At 55.1% G+C, this 26,104-nt stretch carries 27 protein-coding genes; 11 read left to right on the forward strand and 16 right to left on the reverse strand.

Annotated features, from left to right (window positions below; translation table 11 throughout):
- Positions 1 to 72 precede the first annotated feature (72 nt).
- Complete coding sequence (locus tag ABXG94_RS03300; protein ID WP_353532287.1) at positions 73 to 195, forward strand: hypothetical protein; 123 nt, start codon at positions 73 to 75, stop codon at positions 193 to 195.
- Positions 196 to 400: 205 nt separating this feature from the next.
- On the opposite strand, the gene ABXG94_RS03305 is transcribed toward ABXG94_RS03300, so the two are convergent.
- Positions 401 to 853 (reverse strand): iron-sulfur cluster assembly scaffold protein, encoded by a 453-nt coding sequence (locus ABXG94_RS03305; RefSeq protein ID WP_353533994.1) that lies wholly within the window; start codon positions 851 to 853, stop codon positions 401 to 403.
- A gap of 65 nt (positions 854 to 918) precedes the next feature.
- Between ABXG94_RS03305 and hisI the strand changes: the two genes are divergently transcribed.
- Entirely contained in the window at positions 919 to 1,284 is a 366-nt protein-coding gene (gene hisI / locus ABXG94_RS03310; protein WP_353532288.1) for a phosphoribosyl-AMP cyclohydrolase, read from the forward strand.
- Here hisI and gluQRS read toward each other — a convergent pair.
- Together gluQRS and trmFO are read right to left on the reverse strand one after the other, a co-directional pair.
- Positions 1,279 to 2,124 (reverse strand): tRNA glutamyl-Q(34) synthetase GluQRS, encoded by an 846-nt coding sequence (gene gluQRS / locus ABXG94_RS03315; RefSeq protein ID WP_353533996.1) that lies wholly within the window; start codon positions 2,122 to 2,124, stop codon positions 1,279 to 1,281. The two genes, hisI and gluQRS, sit on opposite strands and share 6 nt — an antisense overlap.
- Before the next feature lie 372 nt (positions 2,125 to 2,496).
- Positions 2,497 to 3,834 (reverse strand): methylenetetrahydrofolate--tRNA-(uracil(54)-C(5))-methyltransferase (FADH(2)-oxidizing) TrmFO, encoded by a 1,338-nt coding sequence (trmFO, locus tag ABXG94_RS03320; RefSeq protein WP_353532289.1) that lies wholly within the window; start codon positions 3,832 to 3,834, stop codon positions 2,497 to 2,499.
- Between the two features lie 548 nt (positions 3,835 to 4,382).
- Between trmFO and ABXG94_RS03325 the strand changes: the two genes are divergently transcribed.
- The 5 genes from ABXG94_RS03325 (at position 4,383) to rpsI (ending at position 8,794) form a co-directional block, all read left to right on the forward strand.
- Complete coding sequence (locus tag ABXG94_RS03325; RefSeq protein WP_353532290.1) at positions 4,383 to 4,865, forward strand: PaaI family thioesterase; 483 nt, start codon at positions 4,383 to 4,385, stop codon at positions 4,863 to 4,865.
- A gap of 347 nt (positions 4,866 to 5,212) precedes the next feature.
- Entirely contained in the window at positions 5,213 to 6,586 is a 1,374-nt protein-coding gene (locus ABXG94_RS03330; RefSeq protein ID WP_353532292.1) for an aminotransferase-like domain-containing protein, read from the forward strand.
- 87 nt (positions 6,587 to 6,673) lie between these two features.
- Positions 6,674 to 7,660, forward strand: a complete 987-nt coding sequence (locus tag ABXG94_RS03335; RefSeq protein WP_353532293.1) for an SLAC1 anion channel family protein — start codon at positions 6,674 to 6,676, stop codon at positions 7,658 to 7,660.
- 180 nt (positions 7,661 to 7,840) lie between these two features.
- Complete coding sequence (rplM, locus tag ABXG94_RS03340) at positions 7,841 to 8,302, forward strand: 50S ribosomal protein L13 (RefSeq protein WP_353532294.1); 462 nt, start codon at positions 7,841 to 7,843, stop codon at positions 8,300 to 8,302.
- Between the two features lie 3 nt (positions 8,303 to 8,305).
- Positions 8,306 to 8,794, forward strand: a complete 489-nt coding sequence (gene rpsI, locus ABXG94_RS03345; RefSeq protein ID WP_353532295.1) for a 30S ribosomal protein S9 — start codon at positions 8,306 to 8,308, stop codon at positions 8,792 to 8,794.
- 160 nt (positions 8,795 to 8,954) lie between these two features.
- On the opposite strand, the gene ABXG94_RS03350 is transcribed toward rpsI, so the two are convergent.
- The 10 genes from ABXG94_RS03350 to guaA form a co-directional block, all read right to left on the reverse strand.
- Positions 8,955 to 9,572: a TetR/AcrR family transcriptional regulator gene (locus ABXG94_RS03350; protein WP_353532296.1), complete on the reverse strand. Its 618-nt coding sequence runs from the start codon at positions 9,570 to 9,572 to the stop codon at positions 8,955 to 8,957.
- The gene (gene ppk2, locus ABXG94_RS03355) at positions 9,565 to 10,434 is read right to left on the reverse strand and encodes a polyphosphate kinase 2 (RefSeq protein WP_353532297.1); all 870 of its coding nucleotides are present in this window, start codon (positions 10,432 to 10,434) and stop codon (positions 9,565 to 9,567) included. Before ppk2 ends, ABXG94_RS03350 begins: the two co-directional genes overlap by 8 nt.
- Positions 10,435 to 10,475: 41 nt before the next feature.
- Positions 10,476 to 11,423, reverse strand: coding sequence for an alpha/beta fold hydrolase (locus ABXG94_RS03360; protein ID WP_353532298.1), 948 nt, complete (start codon positions 11,421 to 11,423; stop codon positions 10,476 to 10,478).
- Positions 11,413 to 12,336, reverse strand: coding sequence for a homoserine O-acetyltransferase MetA (metA, locus tag ABXG94_RS03365; RefSeq protein ID WP_353532299.1), 924 nt, complete (start codon positions 12,334 to 12,336; stop codon positions 11,413 to 11,415). Before metA ends, ABXG94_RS03360 begins: the two co-directional genes overlap by 11 nt.
- Positions 12,337 to 12,381: 45 nt before the next feature.
- Positions 12,382 to 13,239, reverse strand: a complete 858-nt coding sequence (locus ABXG94_RS03370) for an ATPase (RefSeq protein ID WP_353532300.1) — start codon at positions 13,237 to 13,239, stop codon at positions 12,382 to 12,384.
- A gap of 135 nt (positions 13,240 to 13,374) precedes the next feature.
- Complete coding sequence (locus ABXG94_RS03375; protein WP_353532301.1) at positions 13,375 to 14,472, reverse strand: OmpP1/FadL family transporter; 1,098 nt, start codon at positions 14,470 to 14,472, stop codon at positions 13,375 to 13,377.
- Between the two features lie 106 nt (positions 14,473 to 14,578).
- Positions 14,579 to 15,445 carry a DMT family transporter gene (locus ABXG94_RS03380; protein ID WP_353532302.1) on the reverse strand — a complete coding sequence of 289 codons (867 nt, stop codon included), beginning with the start codon at positions 15,443 to 15,445 and terminating at the stop codon, positions 14,579 to 14,581.
- A gap of 66 nt (positions 15,446 to 15,511) precedes the next feature.
- The gene (locus ABXG94_RS03385) at positions 15,512 to 16,420 is read right to left on the reverse strand and encodes an NAD-dependent epimerase/dehydratase family protein (RefSeq protein ID WP_353532303.1); all 909 of its coding nucleotides are present in this window, start codon (positions 16,418 to 16,420) and stop codon (positions 15,512 to 15,514) included.
- Between the two features lie 63 nt (positions 16,421 to 16,483).
- Positions 16,484 to 16,768 carry a putative quinol monooxygenase gene (locus ABXG94_RS03390; RefSeq protein WP_353532304.1) on the reverse strand — a complete coding sequence of 95 codons (285 nt, stop codon included), beginning with the start codon at positions 16,766 to 16,768 and terminating at the stop codon, positions 16,484 to 16,486.
- Positions 16,759 to 18,318, reverse strand: coding sequence for a glutamine-hydrolyzing GMP synthase (gene guaA / locus ABXG94_RS03395; protein WP_353532305.1), 1,560 nt, complete (start codon positions 18,316 to 18,318; stop codon positions 16,759 to 16,761). The genes ABXG94_RS03390 and guaA overlap by 10 nt, the downstream gene beginning before the upstream one ends.
- A gap of 288 nt (positions 18,319 to 18,606) precedes the next feature.
- Between guaA and ABXG94_RS03400 the strand changes: the two genes are divergently transcribed.
- Entirely contained in the window at positions 18,607 to 20,151 is a 1,545-nt protein-coding gene (locus ABXG94_RS03400; protein ID WP_353532306.1) for a trimethylamine methyltransferase family protein, read from the forward strand.
- Positions 20,152 to 20,166: 15 nt separating this feature from the next.
- On the opposite strand, the gene ABXG94_RS03405 is transcribed toward ABXG94_RS03400, so the two are convergent.
- Positions 20,167 to 20,469: a DUF6477 family protein gene (locus ABXG94_RS03405; RefSeq protein ID WP_353532307.1), complete on the reverse strand. Its 303-nt coding sequence runs from the start codon at positions 20,467 to 20,469 to the stop codon at positions 20,167 to 20,169.
- Between the two features lie 235 nt (positions 20,470 to 20,704).
- On the opposite strand from ABXG94_RS03405, the gene ABXG94_RS03410 reads away from it, so the two are divergent.
- Positions 20,705 to 21,814, forward strand: a complete 1,110-nt coding sequence (locus tag ABXG94_RS03410; RefSeq protein WP_353532308.1) for a DUF6456 domain-containing protein — start codon at positions 20,705 to 20,707, stop codon at positions 21,812 to 21,814.
- A 36-nt stretch (positions 21,815 to 21,850) separates the two neighbouring features.
- Here ABXG94_RS03410 and ABXG94_RS03415 read toward each other — a convergent pair whose 3' ends face one another.
- Complete coding sequence (locus ABXG94_RS03415; RefSeq protein WP_353532309.1) at positions 21,851 to 23,299, reverse strand: catalase; 1,449 nt, start codon at positions 23,297 to 23,299, stop codon at positions 21,851 to 21,853.
- A gap of 96 nt (positions 23,300 to 23,395) precedes the next feature.
- On the opposite strand from ABXG94_RS03415, the gene ABXG94_RS03420 reads away from it, so the two are divergent.
- Positions 23,396 to 24,325 carry a hydrogen peroxide-inducible genes activator gene (locus ABXG94_RS03420; protein WP_353532311.1) on the forward strand — a complete coding sequence of 310 codons (930 nt, stop codon included), beginning with the start codon at positions 23,396 to 23,398 and terminating at the stop codon, positions 24,323 to 24,325.
- A gap of 55 nt (positions 24,326 to 24,380) precedes the next feature.
- Here the strand turns inward: ABXG94_RS03420 and ABXG94_RS03425 are convergent, their stop codons facing one another.
- Positions 24,381 to 24,926: a peroxiredoxin gene (locus ABXG94_RS03425; protein ID WP_353532312.1), complete on the reverse strand. Its 546-nt coding sequence runs from the start codon at positions 24,924 to 24,926 to the stop codon at positions 24,381 to 24,383.
- 220 nt (positions 24,927 to 25,146) lie between these two features.
- Here ABXG94_RS03425 and lipA point away from each other — a divergent pair, with 220 nt between their 5' ends.
- Entirely contained in the window at positions 25,147 to 26,097 is a 951-nt protein-coding gene (lipA, locus tag ABXG94_RS03430; protein ID WP_353532313.1) for a lipoyl synthase, read from the forward strand.
- The last annotated feature ends 7 nt before the right edge of the window (positions 26,098 to 26,104 follow it).

The raw sequence follows: 26,104 nt of genomic DNA on the forward strand, positions 1-26,104 counted from the left end.
AGTTCTTTACTTTTGGTCCCGCAAGTGAGAACAAAGGAGCAACAAAACGAATTGAGCCGCAGGAGCCACCTCATGTATACTCAGATCAAAGCCGTTGTTCGCAATTCTCAAAGCACCTTGGTGCAAGATGCCGTTGGGGCGGCTGCGTTGGTTGTGATGCTGTTGGTGGCGCTGCATATTCCGGGAGTAACCTAACTTTTTGCCTCGCGTTCTTTTTTGGATGTGCGCGTATCCTGTCCCCACTTTGATACGCACCGACGACTGACACTGCCTGTCCCCAAGTCCTGAAGGGTCTGCCTACTCATCCCATTCAGCCACATCCTGTCTCACAAGAACGCATCACTGATCGCCGCCTTTCGTCCCCGAAAGTGCGGCGATTTTTTTGTTTTGTTTGAGGGTGTTAAGCGCAGGCGGCTTGCTGGGCCTGATCAAAGGCATCAAGCGTTGCTTCCAGCGACAGCAGGATTGATGCGTGACGATTTTTGTATTCACGTGCCGGGCGCAGAACCTCTAGGCCATCAAATGGTGCGGTGGGCGTCGGGCCGTCTTGTTTCAGCATGGCTTTCAGGTCGTCGCGGGCGGTTTCAACTTCGGCTCTGCTACGGCCGATGATGTTGGCCCCAACCACTGAGGCCGCGGCCTGACCCAAAGCGCAGGCTTTTACATCTTGGCCAAAATCCGTTATTTTTCCGTCTGTTACGCTGACGTCCACCGTGATTGTAGACCCACATAACGGCGCGCGTTTTTTGCTGCTTGCGTCCGGGGCCTCAAGGCGGGCGGCATGGGGCATGTCTGACGCCAAGGCAAGGATTTGGCCAGAATACAATTTGATCAGGTCGTTTTCACCGGACATCGAGGTTCCCTTTCGTTCGTCTTTCATAGATAGAGAGGCCAAGCGCAGATGCAAAGGGAAACCACATGTCTTTTGATGCAAATAGCCTGAAGTATAATGACGCAGGCCTCATCCCGGCGATTGCACAGGATGCAGAGACCAAAGATGTTCTGATGATGGCCTGGATGAACAGGCAAGCTATTGAAATGACTTTGGAAACCGGGAAAGTGACCTATTGGTCGCGCTCGCGTCAGGCGTTCTGGATCAAAGGCGAAACCAGTGGTCATACGCAAGAATTGGTGGATTTTCGCTATGATTGTGATCGCGATTGCATCTTGGTGCTGATCAATCAGAAGGGGCCTGCGTGTCACACGAACCGGCGCTCTTGTTTCTACACGTCTGTGCAGAACGGCGAGAACGTAGAGCTGATGTCGCCTATCGACCTGTCATAAGCCAATCAGGTTAAGAATGTCTTGTGGTGCCGCGCCTGCGTCGCGATAAGTCGCAATGGCGCGCGCGTCGTCGCGTTTGGCAAGTCGCTTGCCTGCAGCGTCACGGATCAAATCGTGGTGGTAAAACCTGGGGATGGGTAACCCCAGAAGTGTTTGTAAAACAACGTGAATTTGCGTTGCCTCCCACAGGTCAGCGCCGCGTGTCACTTGGCTGATATGCTGGGCGGCGTCGTCGACGACGACGGACAGGTGATAGCTGCTGGCCATGCCGCGGCGCACCAATATGATGTCGCCGACATGGCTTTGCAGGTGATCCGGATCTAACTGGTGTGTGCCGCGATAAAGCGGGCCAAATTCGTCAAATTCCGGGGGCGAAATGCGCTGAAGTGCCTTGTGCATATTTAGGCGCACGACCGGCGCAGCGTCTTGTAAATCAAAGGTTTTTTCCCGGCATGTGCCGGGGTAAATTCGGCCGTCTGGGCCAAATTGTGGAACGCCTTCTTGAGGGGCGCTGGCGGCGGCTTGGATGTCGGCGCGACTACAGGTGCAAGGGTAGGTCAGCCCCATGTCCGTCAACTGGTTCAGGGCAGATTTATAGGCGCTGGCCCTGTCTGACTGGCGCATAACCGGACGTTGCCATTTGATCCCAAGCCATTGTAAATCATCATAAATTTGCTCTTCCCAGTGGGGTCGGCTGCGCGATTGATCGATGTCTTCAATACGCAGCAAAAATGCGCCCTTTTTGGCTTGGGCCTGCCGAAAGGCGATCAAGGCAGAATAGGCATGACCAAGATGCAAAGGCCCAGTGGGTGACGGGGCAAAGCGGGTTCGGAAAGTCAATGGTTTCAAAGGCTTACTCGTTGTTTGTCGCAGTTTAACAGAGCGATGGCATAGAGCGCAAAATAATTTTAACAAAACCGCGGACAGACCAATATTCTGGAAAAAACTGCCGCCGTACGCTGTGTTAATCAGGTTTGTTAAGGTGACTTGTCACCTTATGTATGCGTTGTAAGTACTTGATATAGTGTTGCATTAACCCGGAATAACAAGGTTCGGTTTTGTCATTTTGCGTTAATTGTACAATTTGTACAACTGAGGCGCTGAAACGTACGATTCGCGTGGTTTTTCACGTTTCGCGCGAAACATTCCGGTTTTGGCAGGTTAACGCGTTTGTTTTTAGCGGTAAGCCGGGCTTTAGCCCGGCCTACGCGCCTATGCCTCAAGCCAGCTTTTCCAATCTGCTTTGGCGCGGTCTGAATAGGCCTTGTAGCGTTCTTTACGTCCACGGCGACCATGTTTCAGGCCTTCGACCGGTTGGAAGAGACCAAAGTTCACATTCATTGGCTGAAAGGTTTTGGCTTCGGCACCGCCGGTGATGTGATGCACAAGCGCGCCCATGGCCGTGTTGAGCGGCGCGGTTTGCACCGGTTTGCCAAGGATTTCTCCCGCGGCCAAACGTCCAGCCAACAGCCCCATGGCAGCGCTTTCCACATAGCCTTCGACGCCGGTGATCTGACCGGCAAAGCGAATGTGCGGTTTGGATTTCATCCGCATCTGATCGTCCAAAAGAGTGGGCGAGTTGATAAAGGTGTTGCGGTGGATGCCCCCAAGGCGCGCGAAAGAGGCGTTTTCCAGACCGGGGATCATTTTCAGCACTTCGGTTTGCGCGCCGTATTTCATTTTGGTCTGGAAACCGACGATATTAAGCAAGGTGCCAAGTGCATTGTCGCGGCGCAGCTGCACCACGGCGTAGGGTTTGTTTTCCGGATCATGGGCATTGGTCAGACCCACGGGTTTCATCGGGCCAAAGCGCAGGGTTTCGCGCCCGCGTTCCGCCATGACCTCGATCGGCAGACAGCCGTCAAAGTAACCAGCGGTTTCGCCTTCGTGGAATTCGGTTTTGTCTGCGGCCAGCAATGCGTCGATGAAGGCTTCGTATTGATCCTTGGTCATCGGGCAATTCAGATAGGCTTTTTGTTCTTCTTCGGTCTCGCCCTTGTCATAGCGCGATTGCAACCAAGCGACATTCATATCGATGCTATCGGCATAGACAATCGGGGCGATGGCATCAAAGAACGCCAGAGCGTCGGCACCGGTTTCTTGCTGGATGGCGGCACCCAGGCCAGCAGAGGTCAGCGGACCAGTGGCGATAATCCAATGGCCATCAGTCGGCAACGCGTTGATTTCGCCATATTCGACAGAAATATTTGGGTGGGCCAGCAACGTATCGGTGACAGATTGCGCAAAGGGATCACGGTCGACCGCCAAGGCGCCACCGGCGGGCAGGCGGTGTTTGTCGGCGGTTTGCATGATGATGCCATTTGCGGCGCGCATCTCCCAATGCAACAGACCCACGGCGTTTTGTTCGCTGTCATCAGAACGGAAGGAATTTGAGCACACCATTTCGGCCAGGTTGCCGGTGCGGTGGGCAAAGGTTTCGACTTTGGGTCGCATTTCGTGGATCACCACGTTGACGCCCATGTTCGCGGCCTGCCAGGCGGCCTCGGATCCGGCCATTCCGCCGCCGATGATATGCAATGTCTGTGTCATAAAGGGCGAGATAGGCCACGGGCGCGCGTTTGGAAAGAGGTTTGTGCGACACGGCGGGTCAGGAAAGATAACATTTGGGTCGCTGCGGTGGGAACGTCGAGGACAGAGAGAGATCTGTCCCTGGAGGGACCTTCCACCGTGCAGCGACCCAATGTTGGTCTAGCATCAGCACAGACTGTGCGATGCATGATCGCGTCTTTGCTTTGGCTGTTATGGCAGGTCTTTTTTTATTGCGCTAGCGCGAATTGGGAAAAAATGCGGCACGAATTAGGAAACAATCAAAATAAGACTGGATTGGGCCTGTATTGCTTTGTTTTTTAACGTTTTGTTAACCTGAGGCGGAGGTTTGAAGGGCTGTATTTGCCTTGATTTTGCCACAATTCGGGTTGGAATTCGGGGGGGCTTTCGGCGGGGGGGGCTTGCTGGGGGATTGGGCGCGGGAGACATGCGTGTTTGAGCAGGAAATGCCGTGACGTTACGCGGCGACTGACTTGTCTTCTGTGGCCATGCGCGCAAGCCTTGGACACGCAACGCGCCGGAGGAAAGACATGTCGCAAAATTCAGCATCGGAACATCGGCCTGTGATGTCAGTCACAGAGGTGACGGAATTCTTGGCGGAGGTTTTTCCGCAGATGGGCGATGAATTTGTTGTTGAATCGCTGGACGGATCTGTGGCTGTGATGCGTTTGCGGGTGCAGGAAACGCATTTGCGGCCCGGCGGTACGGTATCGGGGCCGTCGATGTTTGCTTTAGCAGATGTCGCGGCTTATGTCGCAGTATTGGCACCCATTGGGCCGCAGGCGCTCGCGGTGACCACGCAATGTTCGATTGATTTCATGCGCAAACCTGCGGCAGATGCGGACTTGATTGCCACGGCAGAGGTGTTGAAACTGGGCCGAAGTCTAGCGGTGATAGATGTGCGGCTGCGTTCTGAAGGCAGCACGGCGCTGGTGGCGCGTGCATCACTGACCTATTCTATTCCACCCAAACGGGAGGAGGGTGAAAAAAAGCCGGGGCGAACCCCGGCTTAGTAGATCTGGCAGAGGACGGGGTTTACGTCCGCCAGAAGGGATTGGCTGCTTGCGCAGCCGAGACATCGGGAGTGACACCGATGGCTTGCGGCCTCTGAGCATCAAGACAAGACAAGGTATGTCGCGATGGCAGATGCCTAACCCAGAGCGCGGCAACCATAACCAGCGACAAGGCCCGCTCTGCAAGCACCGGAAGAGGGTGGTCTTGCAGAAAGGGTATTGAAAGCAAGCAATGTTGCGCTGCACGCGCCATGGGAATCTCCAAAATTGTATCGATACAAAGCACTGGATGTACCGTCGGCCTTTGGGTACAATGCGCGAAGATTCTGGTCTAGGAAAACATTGTAATGGGTACAAACTGGCAGCCTCTGTTGGCTCAAACCGGGGGCGCAAAGTATCGTGCATTGGTGGATTGTATCCATCTGGCGATCAAAAAAGGCGAGTTGACGCAGGGTCAAAAACTACCACCTGTGCGCGAATTGGCCTATCGATTGGACATCACACCGGGCACCGTGGCCCGGGCCTATTCGATCTTGGTGGATCAAGGCACGCTGACTGCTGGCGTTGGACGCGGCACCTTTGTTGCAGAGCGAAAAAGCCTGGATCTGAGCGGTGAAAAACCCGACATAATCGACATGCGCAGCCCGCGCATTCCGAGCATGGGCCAAGAGACCTTGATCCGCGAAGCGCTGCGCAAAGTATCGAATGAATTGACGCCAAACGCCTTAATGCGTTACCCCGAACGCCAGGTGAACCTGCCGGCGCGCCTTGCGTTTATGCAGTGGATGAAGGACGCGCCACTGGGGTCCTATACGGTTGATGACCTGGTCACGACCCATGGTGGGCAAAATGCCATTTTGCATGTGATGCAATCGGTGCTGCGCGGTGCCGATCCGGTGGTTTTGGTAGATGCTGTGACCTTTTCAGGGTTCCGCAAAGCCGCCGAATTATGCCGCGCCCGCGTGGTTGGCGTGCCGTGGGACGGCGAGGGGCCTGACCCCGAAGCCTTAGAGCGATTGGTACAATCCACAGGCGCGCAGCTATATTGTACCTCTTCTGAAGTGAACAATCCAACCACACGCATCATGTCACAGCGTCGGCGTCGTGAAATTGCCGGCGTGGCCCTGCGGCATGGGCTGCATGTTGTGGATGATGATTGTTACCATACGGGACAGCATCAAGGCGAAAGTTTTCGCGCCTTGCTGCCGGAACTTGGGTGGTATGTCAGCTCGCCCTCCAAGCTTGTTTCACCGGCGATGCGCATTGGGTTCACCATTCCGCCCCGAGCCTGGGTGGGGGATATGTTGCGCAGCGTGCAGTTTAGCCATTTTGGTGTCTCGAGCATTCTGGCCGAGGTGTTTGCCCATGTTATGACGCATCCAAAATTGCCCGGCATCATCGATTCAGTGCAGGCGCGGATCAATTCTGACCTGCGCATCGCAGTCAATCACTTGGGGGGCTATGCCATCCGGTGGCGCAGCAATGTGCCTTTGGTTTGGGTCGAATTGCCCGTTGGCTGGCGCGCACCAGCCTTTGCTCAGGCCGCCGAGGCGGCCGGTGTCGAGATTAAATCAGCGGATGAATTCACATTGCGCGATGGGCAAGCGGTCCATGCGGTGCGCTTGGCGATGAACGGGCAGATTGACCAGGGGCGGTTTGAAGAGGGGGTGGCCATTGTGCGAAAGCTGCTGGACAATCCGCCGCGCAGTTTTACCACCTGAGCAGCGCTAGGTGGTATTGTTATCATATTCCGAAATTTATATATGTTCTGCAAGACGCGAACCTATTGCCGATGAAGGGTCACCAAAATGACAGCACAGACCACAAATGAGATGTTGGCCCACAAACGGGGTTTGCATCATTTTCCTATTGCGTTTTTTGCCGTTCTTATGGGCCTGTGGGGCTGGGTTCTGGCGACGCAGGCCATTGCCGGGCAATTTCCGGCGGTTCTGCCCTTGGCTGAAGTTTTGCGCGGAGTGGCAACAGCGGTGTTGCTGATTGTGGCCGGGCTTTACGGTGTAAAGGCTCTGCGCTTCCCGCAGGCCTGCGCGGCGGAATGGAACGCGCCACCCAAATTGGCATTTTTCCCAGCGATCTCGATTTCATTGTTGTTGATGGCCACCGCCTATCTGCCATTTGCCCCAGAGTTCGCGCATGTGTTGTGGATTGTGGCCGTGGTGTTGCAGGGCGGGCTGACGCTGGCGGTGATTTCAAGCTGGATCAGCCATCGGGCGTTTCAGATGGGCCAACTGAGCCCGGCCTGGTTCATTCCAGCAGTGGGCAATGTGATTGTGCCTGTGGCTGGGGCGCAATTGGGCTATGTCGAGCTGTCGTGGTTGTTCTTTTCGGGCGGGTTGATTTTCTGGCTCGTCTTGCTGACGCTTGTGATCAACCGCCTGATGTTTCATGATCCACTGCCCGGAAAATTGCTGCCGACCCTGGTGATCTTGATTGCGCCACCTGCTTTGGCCTTTCTGGCCTATGTGCAATTGGTGGGTGAAGTCGACAGCTTTGCGCGCGTTCTGATCAATGTGGCCTATGTGTTTGCACTGCTGGTGCTGATCCAAGCGCGTAATTTTGCCAAATTGCCCTTTGCGCTGAGTTGGTGGGCGCTGAGCTTTCCGGTGGCTGGGCTGACCATCGCCTCGCTGCAGTTTGGGGTCTTGGCGGTGTCCACAATACACATCTGGATTGGCGCGGCACTTGGCGCAGTATTAACGCTGATTGTGCTGCTTTTGGCGTTGCGCACTCTGCGCGCTGTTGGCACGGGCGTGTTTTTCAGTCCGGAAGGGTAAGTTTATTGGGGTAAAATGATACCTATTTTGTAATGTATTGTTTTTGCAGTATTATTTACGATTTCCTGCACTTGACTGTGGCGTTCTGCGCTTTATAACCCGGCCATCGCATATTGATGTGTCGACGTGTCGTTGAATTGATCCGTTGGCCCTCTGTCAACCAAACTTAGGTAGACCACCATGAAAACCTTTTCTGCTACTCCGGCAGACATCGAAAAGAAATGGATCATCATCGACGCTGAAGGCGTGGTGCTGGGCCGTTTGGCTTCGATCGTCGCGACCCGCCTGCGCGGTAAGCACAAGCCGTCTTTCACGCCGCACATGGACACTGGTGACAACGTGATTGTCATCAATGCCGACAAAATCCAGATGACTGGTAAGAAACGCACCGACAAGCGTTATTACTGGCACACTGGTCACCCGGGCGGCATCAAGTTCCGCACAGCTGAGCAAGTGCTTGAGGGTAAATTCCCTGAACGCGTTGTGACCGCTGCGGTAAAACGCATGTTGCCAGGCAACCGCCTGAGCCGTCAGATCATGACAAACCTGCGCGTTTACGCTGGTGCCGAGCACCCACACGAGGCGCAAGCGCCAGAAGTGCTGGATGTGAAATCCATGAACTCCAAGAACACGCGGAGCTAATCAATGGCTGATCAAATCAATTCTCTGGAAGAGCTGTCCGCTGTTGCAAACGGCGAAGATGCTCTGGTTCTGGACGCCACACCTGCGGAGCCTGTTCGTGACGAACTGGGCCGCTCTTATGCAACCGGCAAGCGTAAAGACGCTGTGGCCCGTGTTTGGATCAAACCAGGCTCTGGCAAGGTTGTTGTAAACGGCAAGCCTCAGAACGAATATTTCGCCCGTCCGGTTCTGCAAATGATCCTGGCACAACCATTCACTGTTGCTGGCGTTGAAGGTGAATTCGACGTTTACGCAACTGTGAAAGGTGGCGGTCTGTCCGGTCAAGCGGGCGCGGTCAAGCATGGTATTTCTAAAGCGCTGCAGCTTTATGAACCATCCCTGCGTGGCGCGTTGAAAGCCGCCGGCTTCTTGACACGTGACAGCCGTGTTGTTGAACGTAAGAAATTTGGCCGCCGCAAAGCGCGTCGTTCTTTCCAGTTCTCCAAGCGTTAAGCTTATCTGTTTTCGAATTTTCAAAGGGCTGCCTTCGGGTGGCCCTTTTTTGTTGGATTTGTCATGGGGGCTTTGCCCCCAAACCCCCAGAGTATTTTGGGAAAGATGAATGCTCTTGTGCTTGAGGCAAATACCCCGGGGTTTGGGGCAGCGCCCCAAGTCAGTCGTCCGGTTTTACCAGGCCCAGGCCGCGCAGATAGACGCCAATGCCGGTTTCCAGCAGATCTTCGGGTGGGAAGGGGCTTTGGGTGCCCGGGGAGTTTCTGGCAAACAGTTCGACCACGCCGTGGCTCATGGCCCAGATATGGGCGGAAAACATGCTGGCCGGTGGGCGTTTATCCGGTGGGATATGTTGGCTGAGGTCGGTGGCGGCCTGTTCCATCACGCCGCGGGCGCGGGCCGCGACGGCGGCCAGTTCGGGGGTGCGATTGACCGAAATGCCGCTTTCAAACATGGCGATATAGTGACCTGGGTATTTGCGGGCAAAGGCCAGATAGGCGCGGCCGGTGGCTTCAAAGCTGGCGAGTGCTGAGGGTTGGCCTTTGTCATAGGCAAATTGCATCAGATCTGCAAAGATTTCATAGCCTTGGCGGGCAGCTTCGGCGATCAGGTCTTCGCGACCTTCAAAGTGCCGGTAGACGGCGGCTGGGGTGACGCCCGCGGTTTTGGCAGCCTCTGACAGGGTGAAGCCTGTGGGGCCTTTGACCTCGATCAGTTTCAGCGCGGCCTCGACCAATGCCTGACGCAGGTTGCCGTGGTGATATCCGCGTTTAGGCATGCCAGATATCCGTGCCGCCACATATTTTGTCGTCACAAAGCCCGATGGCTGTGGCATCTTTATGGGCATAGTCGATGTGATTTAACACATGGCGGATGGCATTGAGGCGCGCGCGGCGTTTGTCATCGCTGCGGATCACGGTCCAGGGGGCATGATCGGTGTCTGAATTGGCAAAGGTTTCGCTGATGGCCTGGGTATAGGCGTCCCATTTTTGCAGGCCCTCCACGTCGATCCAGCTGAGCTTCCATTGCTTTAAAGGATCGCTTTCGCGGGCCAGAAAGCGGCGCAATTGTTCGGCGCGCCCGACATTCAACCAGAATTTGATCAGGATGATGCCTTCGTCTGCCAGCATATGCTCAAAGTCGGAGACTTGATTGAAAAAATGTTGACGTTGAGGATCGCTGCAAAAGCCAAAGACCTTTTCCACCACGCCGCGATTGTACCAGCTGCGGTCAAAAAAGGTGAGTTCACCGGCAGAGGGCAGATGTTGGATATAGCGTTGAAAATACCATTGGGTGGCTTCGGTTTCAGTGGGTTTGGACAGGGCCACAACCCGCGCCCCGCGCGGATTCAGGTTTTCGCGAAAGCGTTTGATGGTGCCGCCTTTTCCGGCGGCATCCCGGCCTTCAAACACGATGGCGACGCGTTTGCCACTGTCGCGCAGGCCAGTTTGCAGTTTGGCCAGCTCTATTTGCAGCAAAGCCATGTCCCGTTCATAAGATTTACGCCCTAGCCGTTTGGCGTGGGGATAACCGGTGTCAAGGATATCACCTTTGTCGGCGGTTTGGATCGCAGCGCGCATCGCCTCGGGGGCGGTGGTTTTGTAGAAAGTGCTGATTGCTCCATCAAAGGGCAGCTGCATATGGCCTCTCCATTTTTTCTTAATATGGCAACGACTTGCGTCTAGTGCAACGGGCGGCGGGCGGCGGCGCGATGAATTGCAGCCACTATTTCTGTTTGTGCGCTGTGGTGGGGCATATGGCCGATGCCCGGTAACACGGTCAGATGGGCATTGGGCAAGGTTTGCTGCAAAGGGCGAGAATGGATTTCAAGCCCGACCGTGGTGTCAGCATCGCCATGCACCAGTTCGGTTGGGGTTTGCAGATCTGCATATTGCGTCGAAAGCGCGGTGATTTCCTGCAGCAAGCCCGCGCGTTGCAGGGCATTGGCGCGCAGTGAAACGCGGCGCAGGGTCAGACCCGGCCCAAAATGTTGCGCATAGCCGAGCGGGGCAGATTGCGGCGTAAAAACGCTTTCAACTTCGGCGTTTACGCGGCTTTCGGGCACCCATGCGGTGAGCAATGGAATGACAAGCGGACCCATTATTGGGTGGGACGTCAGTTTATAGAATGTGCTCAGGCCTGTGGTCCAGGGCAGCGAGGGGGTGGCGATGGGCACCAGGGCGGCAATGTTTTCCGGGTGATGGGCGGCCCAAGCCAGAGCCACCGACCCGCCATAGCTTTGGCCCATGACGATGGGCGTGTTGGCCCCCAGCTGTGCGGCGGTTTTCTGTAACAGGGCGGCCTGGCGTTGCAGCGTGGCGTTCTTTAGAGGCTCTGAATAGCCAAGGCCCGGTCGGTCTATCACAATCACCCGAAAGTCGGCGGCCAGCCTGTCCACCAAAGCAAAGGTGAAGTCACGGGTGCTGCCAGAGGAGCCATGGATCAACACAAGATCAGGGCCAGAGCCGCGCTGCACCACATGCATTTTGTGGCCGTCGACATCGATGATCTGACCTTCGGGTGGATAGGCCGCCAGGGCGCGCGCTTCGTTGGCGCGCGCCTTGAGCAGTGTGGTGACTGCAATGGCAAACAGGCAAAGTCCAAATATTATGAACAGCTTAGCGGCCAATGTCGTTCATATCGTAATGGGTGGTTTCATAGACCTCGGTGATCCAGTTGCCATAGAGCAAATGCGCGTGACTGCGCCAGCGGTTCTGCGGTTTTTGGGATGGATCATCGTTGGGATAGTAATTCATCGGCACATTGATCGGGGTACCATTGGCGATGTCGCGGTCATATTCTTGTTTCAGCGTGTCGCTGTCATATTCAAAGTGATTGAAGATATAGAGCCCGCGGCGCTTTGGGTCTTCGACCAAACAGGGCCCGGCATCTTCGCTGGCCAGCAGGGTTTTCAGCCCCGAGGCGGCGTCAATTTCTGACTGCTTCATTTCGGTCCAGCGGCTAACAGGGATCACGCAATCATCAGAAAACCCGCGCAGGTAATGGCTGGATTCGTCAAGGTTCTGGTGCCGGAAGCAGCCAAACAGTTTGGCGTCCAGCAGATGTTTTTTCACGCCATGGAAATAGTTGATCATCGCCATGCCGCCCCAGCACACGCCAAAGGTGGAATGCACATTGGTTTGGGTCCAGTCAAAGACCTCGCAGAGTTCGTCCCAATAGGTCACATCCTCAAAGGGCATGTGTTCGATGGGGGCACCGGTGATGATCAGACCGTCAAATTTCTCGCCCGAGGCTTTGACTTCGCTAAAGGGACGGTAGAATTCAGCCATGTGTTCGGCGGCCGTGTTTTTGGTCTGATGTTCGCTCATGCGGATCAGTGAAAATTCGATTTGCAACGCCGTGGCCCCAATCAGACGGGCGAATTGGTTTTCGGTCTGAATTTTCTTGGGCATCAGATTCAACAAGCCAATGCGCAGAGGCCGGATGTTTTGCCGCTCTGCCTGCCGTTCTGACATGACCATCACGCCTTCGCGCGAAAGCACGTCAAAGGCAGGCAGGTCGGAGGGCAGTTTGATGGGCATGGGAGTGGTGTCCTATTTGGGTAGAGGGGTTATGTAGGGCAGGGCTTAGGCTTGCTCAAGGGTCTCGGCGATCAGGTCGTCAAACTCTGACGGGTTTGTGACCTGTGCGATGTCTTCGGCGGTGACCGTGATGCCCCAATCTGACATGGCCTGATAGCGCGGTTGGCGGTGGGCCATGGCTTTGGCGTAGGTCCATCTGACAAAAGCGTCCGGATCGACCTGTGTTTCGGTGCAGTCGTTTTCTGCGAGGTAGGATTTCCAACTGGAGAGCAGGAATTCCGGTTGATAATACATAGGTTTAGGTGATTTATCAAAACGGCGGCAGAGTTCTGCGGTATGGGCGTCAGAGCCTTTGATCCAGACCATCAAAGCGTTTTCAGACAGAGATTTTAGGATCGGGTCGTTGGGGTCCTGGGGATCGACCACTTCGCAGATCGAGCCGCCTGTGTCGCAAATGAAGTTGTCATAGCCATAGAGCGCTTTGGCGCGATGGCTGAAATGCGGGGTGTCCAACAGGGCCGAGGTTTCGGCGATGCGGTGCTGCTCTTGGCGGCGCATATATTCGTCAAACGGCAGGCCACCCTGTTCGGGATTGCCGGGTTTGCCAAGGTAGCTTGAGAGCGGGGTGAGGTTGTTAAATGTGATGTTAGAGCCGATAAAGATGCTGTCAGACAGCAAAAGATCGCGCAAAAACGGCACTTTCATGGCTTCGGCTTTGGCATTGTCGGCAATGTGTTCGCCCATGTAGCGGGTGCCGATGCGGTAATCGATGGAATAATGGAACCAGTCCCCAGATCCGCGCAACATGTTGGACACATGGGTTTTGCCCAAGCCAGACATGGCAAAAAGGAGCACTTTCTTTTGCGGCGCGTCACGCCAATCGCTTGCGGATTTGTAGATCATGGGCCTGCCTCTGGTGGTCTTATCCGTTGGTAGCGGGCAGGGGGCAGAGGGTCAATGTACACCAGGGGATGATCTGATGTAATACATGGAAAAACCCCGCCAATTGGCGGGGCTTTAACAGGGATCAATCCACGCTTAGAAGCGGTAGCGAATGCGCAGCCCGGCACCGACAGCGGTGTTGCCGGTGAAGTTGCCGGCTGTCACAGGTGCGATGGTGGTGAGCGTGGTGGTGGCGTCGCCCACCTCGACCAAGCTCAGCCCACCGGTGATTTCCATTTTGTCCTTTTTATAGGTCAGACCAACAGTCACACCGGTTGCCCCGTCTTTGGGCCCAAGATTTGAGGCGTGCCCGCCAACCTGCGGTTCGTACATCAAAGAGACGGCACCGGACCAGTTTTCATTGAATTTGCGGCCAACCCCCAGCGTATAGGTGACGGTGTCTTCACGAAAGGCCACAAGCGAGGCCCCGGTGGCGGCCATATAGCCTGTTGGTGAAATTGCAAAATCAGACCAATTCACCCAACGCACACTGCCAAAGAGCAATGTGTCTTTGGCGATGCCAGATTGCACATCCAGATTGACGGATTGTGGTGTTGAGACGGTCAACGGCGTGGTGCCCGGCACCGGACCGGTTTCAACCACCGACCAATTGTGGTCGATTGCCGAGTTATATGTCAGGGCAACGCGCAGGGCGATTTCAGGCTTTTCATATGCCGCGCCCACCACATAGCCGAAACCACCATCTTCGGAGCTGGTGCCGGTATAGCCTGCAACAAAGGGAACGGAAGCTTGGGCCATCAGGGTTTGATAGCGCAGCCCGCCAAAGACGCTGATGTTGTTGGCGGTTTTATATTTCAGCAATGCGGTGATTGCTTTGCTGTCAAGTTCAGCTGTCGCGCCGCCTGCGAAATAGCCGCTCCCGGTGGGGTAACTCACATCTGCGCCAAACGGTTGATCAAAGATCACTGCAAAGGCAAGGCTTTCATTTAGATCCCGCTTATAGGCGAGGCCGGTTTGGTAATAGGTGTCTGTCATATCGCCTGATGACGCCCCCGGAGTGACGGCAACGCCAACACCCGAAACCGAGGCATCAACCGCGCCAAAGCTTAGCTCTACGAGACTGCCCTGTTCAAACAATATGCCAACCGATTGCTTGGATCGTTCGACACCGCCTGCCTGGGCTAAAGACGCCATCAACGTCAGCGCCGTGGCCCCTTTGATTGCATAGATCATTCACGTCCTCCCCTACGTGTACTTTCTTATGACGTGTATGGTAGAAATTATGTAATCTTTGCGTCAACCGATGACCAAGCGTCAGAATGGCGAAGTTAACGCTTGGTCATTCTGAAGTTTTTCGCGTTTCTGATAATATATTCAGATAGTTACCCAGGAAAATCAACACCGCCCCAAACAGCACATAAATGTCCAGCGGTTCGCTGAAAAACATCGCCCCAACCACGGCAATGACGGGAAGGCGCACAAAATCAAACGGTGCCACAACCGAAGCGGGCGCGATTTTCAGGGCATTTGTGATGCAGAAATGCGCCAAAAGCCCCGCAAGGCCGATCAGGATTACATAGGGCAGCATCGTGGCACTGGGCCGGGTGATGTTCAAATCATAACCCGCCGCAATCACGCCAAACCCGGCTTGCATCAAGGTCAGATAAAACAAGATGCACACGGTGCTGTGGCTTTGGGTCAGTCGTTTGGTAAAGATGAAAGTCAGCGCAAAGAAGATGGCGCAGCTGGCGGCGATAATGAACCCAAGCCCAAGCGGGGCGCTGCCCGGACGGGCGACAATCAAGATACCAATAAAGGCGATCACGGCGGCCAAAAGCGCAATGGGGCGCAGCGGGCTGCGCAGCAACAGGGGTGACAGCAGCAACACCCAAATCGGCGTGGTGAATTCAAGGGCAAACAGCTGGGCAAGTGGCATCAGGCCAAGGGCAAAGAACCACAGGTTTTGACCAATAAAGTGAAAGATATTGCGCAGCGCATGGGTGCCTAGGTTCTGCGTTGTGATGGCTTTCCAGTTGCCAGTGGCTGTGGTCAGGATACAGATGATCAGCAAGCCCACAAAGCTGCGGTACATCATGACTTCGAACGTATCGAGTTCTGCGGCAACGATGCGCCCGGATATGGCCATTGTCGAAAACGAGACAATGGCGCCGCTCATCCAGAGGGCTGCAAGAAAGATTGGGTTCATGGCTGGTCCCGTTGCGCTGCAAGATGAACTGAGCTTGACCTAATTGGCGGGATAGGGAAATCGGTATTATTTGGTAGAGGGTACAGAAAGCCGTAAGGCTTGGTCGGCGGTCAGCGGGGGTGTCCAGCCGCAGTCTGTTGGCTCAAATTGCAACGAGTCAAACAATTGCTCGTATAAATAGGGTCGCCGTACTATGTGGCTGGCGAGTTTGAACAGCGGTTTTGGGGCTGGAAATAAGCGGCGCGGACGGCCAAGTGCGTGCCGCAATTGGGTGGCAATGCGCGTGGTGCCCAGATCGTCGTGATCGGTGGCCAGTATCTTTGCGGGCAGCGCGTCAGATTGCACGCAATGGCGGATCAGATCCGCAAGGTTTTGCACGGCGATCATGCTGCGGCGGTTGTCCGCAAAGTCAAAGGGCAACGGATAGCGGCTGTCACAGAGTTTCATCAGCTTGCGCCAGTTGCCCGGTGCATGGGGGCCATAGACCAGCGGCACGCGCAGAATTGTGGTTTTCAGCGGGCTTTGGGCAAGGATCTCTTCGGCTTCGAGTTTGGCTTGGCCATAGGGCGTGTTGGGATCGGTTGGGTGATCAAGCGCAATAACCTGATCTGACTTTTGCAGCCCATAGACCGCCACCGTGGACATAAAGATAAAATGCTGCACGCCAGCGGTCTCGGCTTGGCGCAGCAAATCGGCGGTGGCATCGCGGTTGGCCAAACGATGATCTGCCAGCGCCGTTTTCGGATCTTCTTTTGTGTGTACGCGCGCGGCACAATGCACCACTGTTTTGGCCCCGGTCAGCACCTGGGACATGTCGCCAAGCTGGGTCAGATCAAAGCCATGCACCAACCCATTGGTGGGTTTGCGGCACAGGCCAATGGGATATTCACCAGCCTGTACAAGCGCTTGCATGACGTGGGTGCCGATAAAGCCGCTGGCACCGGTCACAACGATATGCGGTTGATTTTGCGACATGACACAGACCTTGATCAAATTTGTTAGTGGCCGTTTATGCGAAAGTGGCTAAACGACAAAGACTTATTCGTCGCTTTCTTCAATTTCAAAATGCCGCGGGATGCCTTGGGTCACCTCTGCCCAGACAGATTGCGCGGCCCGGTTCTGATGGGCCTCAAAACCTTTGCGGTCCAAAAAGCTTTCGGCGACGTGAAACCGGCCTGGCTGGTCAAGGTCTTCGGTCACGTCAAACGTCAGATTTCCGGGCTCGGCGCGGGTCAGACGAATGTGGTCAGGCAATGCAGAACGGACCGCCGCAAGGCGATCCGCTGGAATGTCGATATATCCGGTCAGTCGGATTATTCCCATTCGATGGTGCCCGGAGGCTTGGAAGTGATGTCATAGGTGCAGCGGTTGATGCCCTTGACTTCGTTGATGATGCGCGTGGCGGTTTCGCCCAAAAACTCATGGGTGAACGGGTAATAATCGGCGGTCATACCATCAACCGAATTCACCGCACGCATGGCGCAGGCATAATCATAGGTGCGGCCGTCGCCCATCACACCCACGGTTTTCACCGGCAGGATCGCCACAAAGGCTTGCCAGATTTCATCATACAAGCCGTGTTTGCGGATCTGGTCGATATAGACCGCATCTGCCTCGCGCAGGATTTCCAGCTTTTCGCGGGTGATTTCACCGGGGCAACGAATGGCCAAACCGGGCCCTGGAAATGGATGGCGGCCAATAAAGCTTTGCGGCAGGCCCAATTCGCGGCCCAAGGCGCGGACCTCGTCTTTGAACAATTCGCGCAGCGGCTCTACCAGTTTCAGACCCATCTTTTCAGGCAGGCCACCGACATTGTGGTGGCTTTTGATCGTGACCGATGGACCGCCAGAAAATGACACAGATTCAATCACATCCGGGTACAATGTGCCCTGTGCAAGGAACTCTGCCCCGTCGATTTCATTGGCATATTTCTGGAACACGTCAATGAACAGCTTGCCGATGATTTTGCGTTTGGTTTCCGGGTCAGACTGGCCTTCCAGCTCGCCCAAAAACAAATCGCTTTCATCCGCAGCAATCAGCTTGATGTTATAATTGTCGCGGAACATGGCGACAACTTCTTTGGCCTCGTCCTTGCGCAACAAGCCATGGTCGACAAACACACAAGTCAGCTGATCCCCAATCGCTTCGTGGATCAGGATCGCGGCCACAGAACTGTCAACGCCACCTGACAGACCACAGATCACTTGTTTGTCGCCAACCTGTTCGCGGATCTTTTCGATCATCTGCTCGCGGTAGGCGCCCATGGTCCAGTCGCCTGAGAAACCAGCCAGTTTGACAAAGTTTTCATACAGCTTGGCACCATTGGGTGTGTGGTGGACTTCGGGGTGAAATTGCACCGCATAAAAATGACGCGACACATCGGCGGTGATCGCATAAGGCGCGTTGGGCGAGGTGCCATAGACCTCAAAACCCGGTGCAATTTCGCTGACGTGATCGCCGTGGCTCATCCAGACCTGCTCGTCGCCGTCAGCAAACCAGCCATCCAAAATGGCCAGCTTATTGGCGGGCGTCACAAAGGCGCGGCCAAATTCGGCGGTGCCATGGCCGCTTTCGACCTTGCCGCCAAGTTGGGTCATCATGGTCTGCTGACCATAACAAATGCCCAGAATTGGCACGCCCAGATCAAAAATCTCTTGTGGCGCACGCGGCGAGCCGTCGCGGGTCACACTGTCTGGGCCACCGGAAAAGATCACGGCTTTGGGCGCAAAGCTGCGCACAAAATCCATTGTGACTTTTTGATAGGGGTGGATTTCGCAATAGACGTTGAGTTCGCGCAAGCGACGCGCAATCAGCTGCGTAACTTGGCTGCCAAAGTCGATGATCAATAGGCGGTCATGGGATGTCTCTGTCATGGCAGAGCCATAGGCGAGCGCGGCTTTTTGCGCAAGTGCCCTTGTGGTGCTTTGGCGCGAGTTTGGCGGTTTTGGCAGGCTGCGCTTTGTTCTTGAAAAAAATACCCCGGGGTGAGCGCAGAAATCTTGATTTATGTGCGAGGGGCAGCGCCCCTGGTGCAGTCAGGCGCTTTTTCTGGGCAATCGCGCCAAGATGTCGCTTTTCCCCCTCAATGGCCGGATTTTCACGCTCGCAATACCTGTCGCGCGGTAAGCTGGTGGTCAAAGACTGCTGCAACGAGGACAATTATGGCACAAGCAGAGACCCGCAGACGTGGGCGTGGCGGCGGTGGGGCCGCGCGCCGGGCCGAGCGCAGCGCGATCCAGATCGAGACAGCGAAGTATATTGAACGCAACATTCCGCTTTATGAAATCCTGAGCGACGCGGCATTGGATGTGATCGAGGCCAATGCGGAAACCCTGCTGGAAGAGGTTGGCGTTGTCTTTGCCAGCAATCCAGGCGCGCTTGAGCTCTGGCGCGAGGCAGGGGCGCATATTGATGGCGACCGCGTGCGCATTCCAAAGGGTTTGGCGCGCAAATTATGTCAGACTGCCCCCGCGTCCTTTACTCAGCACGCGCGCAATCCTGAAAAATCTGTGGTGATTGGCGGCAAAAACATGGTCTGTGCGCCGGTCTATGGCCCGCCTTTTGTGCGCGATGCGGATGGCGGACGGCGGTATGCCACCATGGATGATTTCAATAAATTCGTGAAACTCGGCTATATGAGCAAATGGCTGCACCATTCGGGTGGCACCGTGTGTGAACCCACAGATGTGGCGGTGAACAAGCGCCATCTTGATATGCTGCTGGCGCATATGACGCTGAGTGACAAGCCGTTTATGGGCTCTGTGACCGCCCCAAGCCGCGCACAAGACAGTGTGGACATGTGCGAGATCTTGTTTGGCAAAGAGTTTGTGCAAAACAACACGGTTATGACTTCGCTGATCAATATCAACTCGCCGATGACCTTTGATGATGTGATGATGGGTGCCTTGGAAGTCTATGCCAAGAACAACCAGGCTTGCATTATTTCCCCCTTTATTGTGGGCGGCGCGATGGCCCCGGTGTCGGTTGCAGGTACTTTGACCCAGGTGATGGCCGAGGTCCTTTCGGGCATCGCGTATAGCCAATTGGTGCGACCGGGGGCTCCGGTGATCTTTGGTGCCTTTGTGACCTCGATCGATATGGGCTCAGGGGCCCCAACCTTTGGCACGCCAGAGGCCAGTCAAATTCTTTATGGGGCGGGGCAATTGGCACGTCGTTTGGGTCTGCCATTCCGGTCAGGCGGCGGGCTGTGTGGCTCTAAGTTACCAGATGCGCAGGCGGCCTATGAAACCGCCCACACCCACAACGCAGCTTTGCTGGGCGGTGTGAACTTTATGCTGCACAGCTGTGGATGGCTTGAAGGCGGCCTGGTGTCGAGCTTTGAAAAATTTGTGATGGACGCGGACCAATTGGGTGTGTTGCACAAATTGGCTGCCGGTGTTGCGATGGACGAAAACGGTCAGGCTATGGACGCCATTCGCGAGGTTGGTCCGGGTGGGCATTATTTGGGGTGTGCACATACGCAGGCCAATTACCAAGAGGCGTTTTGGCGGTCAGAAGTTCTAGATTACAAACCGTTTGAAACCTGGCAGGACGAAGGGTCGCGCGATACGCAAACCCTGGCTGCGCAACGGGTCGAAACCCTGTTGGCCCATTATAAAGCGCCAGCACTTGATCCCGCCATCGAAGCGGCGTTGCGCAGTTTTGTCAGCGACAAAAAGGCCTCTATGCCTGACGCGCTTGAATAGGCCTTAGCTAGGCATTCAAGCTGTAATAAGCCCTTGTCGCGAGGCGCAATACATTTGCGCCTCGGCGATTAACGCGCTGAGCAAACCCACGTGATCCACAAGCGAATACGTGTTGTCTTTGCTTTGACGCAAAGCGTTCATGTCCTGCTCTATTTCGATCAATTTCATCAGCGCTTCGACGCTTCTGGGCAGATGATCGGTCTTCAGGTGGTGGCGCAAATGCAGATCTCGGCGGTAATCGCGCGCGGCGGCCTTTGCGGTGCGCACCAATATGCGCGGGCGGTTGAGTTGCGCCAAAGTGGTCAGAACATCTTGCATTACACCATCCTTATTTCTGGAACAGGATTGCAAGAATTGCACAACCTAGAGGGGTGTTGCGTTTTGCCAGTTCCATGCGTTCGGCGGGTTTCACTTCTCTTTAGCTTTTGTCAACAATCTTAGGGCTGCCCACAGGTGTTAACGCATGGGTAACCAATGCGACCTAGCTTGATGAGAAATCCTGGCAAGATCTGTGGGTATGACTGGCAGCACGAGATACCTACCGGGGGCATATATGACGAAACATTGGGGGACAGATCAGGATCTTCCTAACATTCCAAAATGGGTGCCAAATTATGCAGTTCGCTATTTGGCACATACGGAACAAGGTGTGTCTATTCGGGCTTTGGCCCGGCATTCCAATTGCCATGCGTCGACGGTGCTTCGGCAAATTCGCCGGGTAGAGTCGCGTCGTGATGATCCTCTGATCGACGAGGCATTATCTGCCCTTGGGGCACAGGTATCACAGAGTGCAGCCGCGGATCGACTGATGGAGACATTTGAGATGAATGCACAGAATTCTGGGGAACCCCCAAGTGAAAAAGACTTAAGAAATGCAGCCGGCAAAATCCTCTTAAGGTTGAACGAGGCTGGGGCGGTTTTGGCCGTTGCAAAGGATATGGAAAAGGCGGTTGTTGTGCGTGATACGCCGGGGGCGGCCCCGCAACGCATGGCGGTTGTCGACCGGCCGATTGCCCAGGCCATGGCCCTAAAAGACTGGATCAGTTGCAAAACACCGGGCCGGATCTCGCGCTACCAGATCACCGCTGCAGGGCGCACGGAATTGGGGCGTCTGACGGCTGGGAAAGCCGGGGAATTGGCAGGTTTCAACGAAGCACAGGCGGCATTTGATGCGGGTACGCCTGTAGATGGTGCAGGGGCTGGCGTTGTGCCAAGGCGGATGCGGTTTAGTGCTGGCGAAAGCCCGATGAGCATTCTGGCACGCCGCAAGGACAAGTCAGGCAAGCCATTTCTAAGTTCAGATCTTGTGGCCGCCGGTGAGCGGATGCGGGAAGATTTCGAATTGTCGCAAATGGAGGCGGCTGTTGGGCAAAACTGGGATCGGTTTTTAACCGCTGGGGTCAGCAATGGCGACACCGACAGGTCGGGCGGGTTTGGCCCCATGGCTGCGCGCCGTCGCGTTGGCGAAGCAGTAGAGGCTCTGGGCGAAGGTTTGTCAGACGTTGTGCTGCGCTGTTGCTGCTATTTAGAAGGGCTGGAAAGTGCTGAAAAAAGACTGGGTTGGCCCGCGCGCAGCGGAAAGGTTGTCTTGCGAATCGCCTTGATACGGTTGCGTGAACACTATGAAGCCTCGCGGTCTGAAACCAGCGACATGATTGGCTAGAAACTGCGCCGCCCAGACCGGGCGGCGCAATAGAATTTAGGCGTTAAGCGCTTTGCGCGCGGCGCGGATGCCCTTGCCATAGGCCGGACTGATTTGGTCATAATGCGCCAACACCCTTTCAATGGTGTCAGCTTTCGCGCCCTGCATTGCCTCGGCGGTATTGGCGTAAAGACGGGCGCGCTGACCCTCGTCAAACAGATCGTGTAATGCGCGGGCCTGACTGTAATCATCGTTGCCGTCGCGGTGATTATACCGGTCAGCATCGCCGGAAATCTTGAGCGGCGGTTCTGCCTGTGTTGCATCTTCGCGTGGCGCACCGGCGACCGAGTTTGGCTCGTAATAGGCGTCACTATTGCCGGTTTGCTGCCCCATAAAGTTCATATTGCCATCTTTGTGATAGTGATGGACGGGGCATTTGGGCGCGTTGACCGGCAGGGCCTCGTAATGGGTGCCAATCCGGTAGCGGTGTGCATCCGCATAGGAAAAGAGCCGCGCTTGCAGCACTTTGTCCGGGCTAAAGCCAACACCCGGCACGATATTTGACGGGCTAAAGGCGGCCTGTTCGACCTCTGCGAAGTAATTTTCTGGATTTCTGTTCAGCTCAAATTCGCCGATTGTGATGCAGGGGTAATCTGCATGTGGCCAAACTTTGGTCAGGTCAAACGGGTTAAAGGCGGCTTTTTCGGCGTCTTCTTCGGCCATGACCTGAATTTGCATGGTCCATTTGGGAAAGTCGCCATTCTCGATGGTGCCAAACAACGCTTCTTGATAGCCTTCGCGGGTCTCACCAATTTTGGCCGCTGACTGTGCGTTGGTCAGATGAGCGTGTCCTTGCTGGGTTTTAAAGTGGAATTTCACCCAGAACCGTTCGTTTTGATCATTGATCAAACTGAATGTATGCGACCCATAGCCGTTCATTTGCATCGGGGTGGTTGGGCAGCCGCGATCAGACATCAAGATGGTGACCTGATGCAAGGCCTCGGGGCTTAGCGACCAGTAATCCCACATGGCTTCGGCACTGCGCAGGTTGGTTTTTGGGTGGCGTTTTTGGGTGTGGATAAAGTCGGGGAATTTATAGGGGTCGCGCAGGAAGAACACCGGCGTGTTGTTGCCAACCAGATCCCAATTGCCATCTTCGGTGTAAAATTTCAGGGCAAACCCCCGCACGTCGCGCTCGTTATCTGCGGCTCCCAACTCGCCGGCAACAGTGGAAAACCGCGCCAGCATCGGCGTCGTTGCACCTTTTTGCAACGATTTGGCCTTGGTGTATTTACTAATGTCTTCGGTGATCTTCAGCGCGCCAAAGGCACCCCAACCCTTGGCGTGTACGACGCGCTCTGGGATGCGCTCGCGGTTTTGGTGCGCCAATTTTTCGATCAATTGGTAATCTTGCATCAAAACAGGTCCGCGTTCACCGGCGGTCTGGCTGTTTTGATTGTCTGAGATTGGGGCCCCAGCGGTAGTGGTCAGCTGCTTGTCGGTCATAATGATCCCTTTGGTTAAAGCGCGTTGACCCCAGTTTGCCAAGAAAGATTTATAATATCCAATTGTAGTTTTTCATTGTTTTGATAGTTTAAAGTTATGAACTTAACCATCAAGCAACTCAGTTACTTTAAAGCCTTGGCCACACACCGAAATTTTGGCCGGGCGGCGGCGGCTTGCTTTGTCAGCCAGCCTGCGATGTCGGTCCAGATCCGTGAATTAGAGCGAACGTTGAACGGACGCTTGGTTGAGCGCCATGCCAGGGACATTGTGTTAACGCCATTTGGGCGGCAGACTTTGGACTATGCCAATCGCATTTTGGCGGATGTTGCCGATCTGGAGCGCGCTGCACGCTGGCGGTCTGGTTTGGCTGGAAAGCTGGCGCTTGGCATGATCCCAACCATAGCGCCCTATTTGCTGCCCAGCGCCTTGGCCGCGCTGCGGGCGCGCGACATTTCGCTGGACGTGCAGGTCATGGAGGGAAAAACGGATCGGTTGATTGGTTTGCTGGAGGCTGGCAATTTGGATGCGGCTGTGATGGCTTTGCCGTCGGGGGTTGAGGGGCTGACCGATGTGCCATTGTTTGAGGATCGGTTTCTGCTGGCGGGCACGCCGGCGCGGGTTGATGCGCTGGAGGCAGCGGTCGAGTCATTGCAACCAACGGCCTTGGAAAACCATCAGTTGATGCTGCTTGAAGATGGTCATTGTTTGACCGATCAAGCGCTGGATGTTTGTGGGCGCGGGCGCGGCCATAGCCAGATCAATATGGGGGCGTCCTCGCTGTCCACGCTTTCAAGACTGGTGGAAGCTGGGTTTGGCCTGACCTTGATGCCGGAACTCGCAGCCCAGGTTGAGCAGGCGGCGACACCTGGCATTACACTGCGCCGATTTGCAGAGCCGCAACCATCGCGTCAGATTGGGTTGGTGCGGCGTGCAGGCAGCGATGACGACGGTTGGTTTGCAGAGCTGGCAACGCTTTTGACCGAGGTGGGGCAGGGATTGTTACAGCCCAAGGCTTCTGTAATATAAAAAGGCACGCCATTAAGCGTGCCTTTTCAAGTGTCTATCTGGAAACTGTAGGGGCTTAAGCCGCGACTTCAGCTTTGGCTTTCAAGTGCTTCATCACATTTTCTGGCGCACTTTCGCCATAGGGATCTTCGGGGTGGTTATCATCGCGACCTGGCTCTTCGAAGAATGCTTCGACCACGCCGTTGTTGATGATGGCCGCATAGCGCCAAGAGCGCATGCCAAAGCCAACGTTGTCTTTGTCGACCAGCATGCCAACTTTGCGGGTGAATTCACCAGAGCCGTCAGGGATCACTTTAACGTTTTTGATGCCCTGAGCTTCGGCCCATTTGTTCATCACAAAGCTGTCGTTGACGGACATGCAATAGATTTCGTCGATGCCTTCGGCGGCGAAATCGGCGAAACCGTTTTCAAAGCCTGGCAGTTGGTAAGTCGAGCATGTTGGCGTGAAAGCGCCCGGCAGAGAGAACAAAACAACGCGTTTGCCCGCGAAGTAATCTGCGGTTGTCATATCCTGCCAACGGAATGGGTTAGGGCCTTCGATGCTTTCATCGCGAACGCGGGTGCGAAAGGTCACGGCTGGAAGTTTTTGTCCTGCGAACATGCTTATACCTCTGGTTTGAATGTCGTCTTGGGCGCCGAATTAAAACGATTCTAAGTTTCGCGCAATGTCGAAGGTTGTTTAACGTCAAAGAGACTTTCATTGATGTTGGTATTCTGGCCCAATTGCCACAAACGCATAACGGCATTGCGCCTCTGGCCCTATCATGATTGGGGCGTTATGTTATCTGAAACGAGACTGAATCTGTCGTAAGGAAAGCTGCGTGAGAGACCTTAAGATCCCAGAACAACGCCATCCGGAAAAAGCCAAACGACCGGACAATGTGCAGCCCAAGAAACCAAAATGGATTCGGGTGAAAGCGCCAACCGGCGAAGGCTATAATGCCACCAAGAAAATCATGCGGGAAAACAAGCTGGTCACGGTTTGCGAAGAGGCGGGTTGCCCCAATGCCGGTGAATGCTGGAGCCAGGGTCACGCAACCATGATGATCATGGGTGAGGTTTGTACCCGCGCCTGTACGTTCTGCAACATTGCGACTGGCAAGCCACCAGAGGCTTTGGACGTGTTTGAGCCGGGCCGGGTTGCGGATGCGGTGAAAAAGCTGGGTCTGAACCACGTTGTGATTACTTCGGTGGATCGCGATGACGTGGAAGATGGTGGCGCAGAACATTTTGCTCAAACCATTCGCGCGGTGCGCAGGCAGTCTCCGAACACCACAATTGAGATTCTGACACCTGACTTTATCCGCTGTGATTCTTCGGCGTTGGAAGTGGTGGTTGCGGCCAAACCTGATGTGTTTAATCACAATCTGGAAACCGTGCCTGGGCTGTATCCCGAGGTGCGCCCCGGTGCGCGGTATTTCCATTCGTTGCGCTTGTTGCAACGCGTGAAAGAGCTGGACCCAATGATGTTTACCAAATCGGGCATCATGGTGGGACTGGGCGAAGATCGGCAATCTGTGGTGCAGGTGATGGAGGATATGCGCGCGGCGGATATCGATTTTCTGACGATCGGACAGTATTTGCAGCCGACACCAAAGCACCACCGGGTCGACCGTTTTGTGACTCCGGAGGAATTTAAGACCTATGAAAAGGCAGCTTATGGTAAAGGGTTCTTGATGGTTTCGGCCACTCCTTTGACACGCAGTTCCTATCATGCAGGCGATGATTTTGCGAAATTGCGCGACGCGCGTATGGCGAAATTGGGTCAGTAATGGCAAG

This window comes from Cognatishimia sp. WU-CL00825 (assembly GCF_040364665.1).
Lineage (GTDB): Bacteria > Pseudomonadota > Alphaproteobacteria > Rhodobacterales > Rhodobacteraceae > Cognatishimia.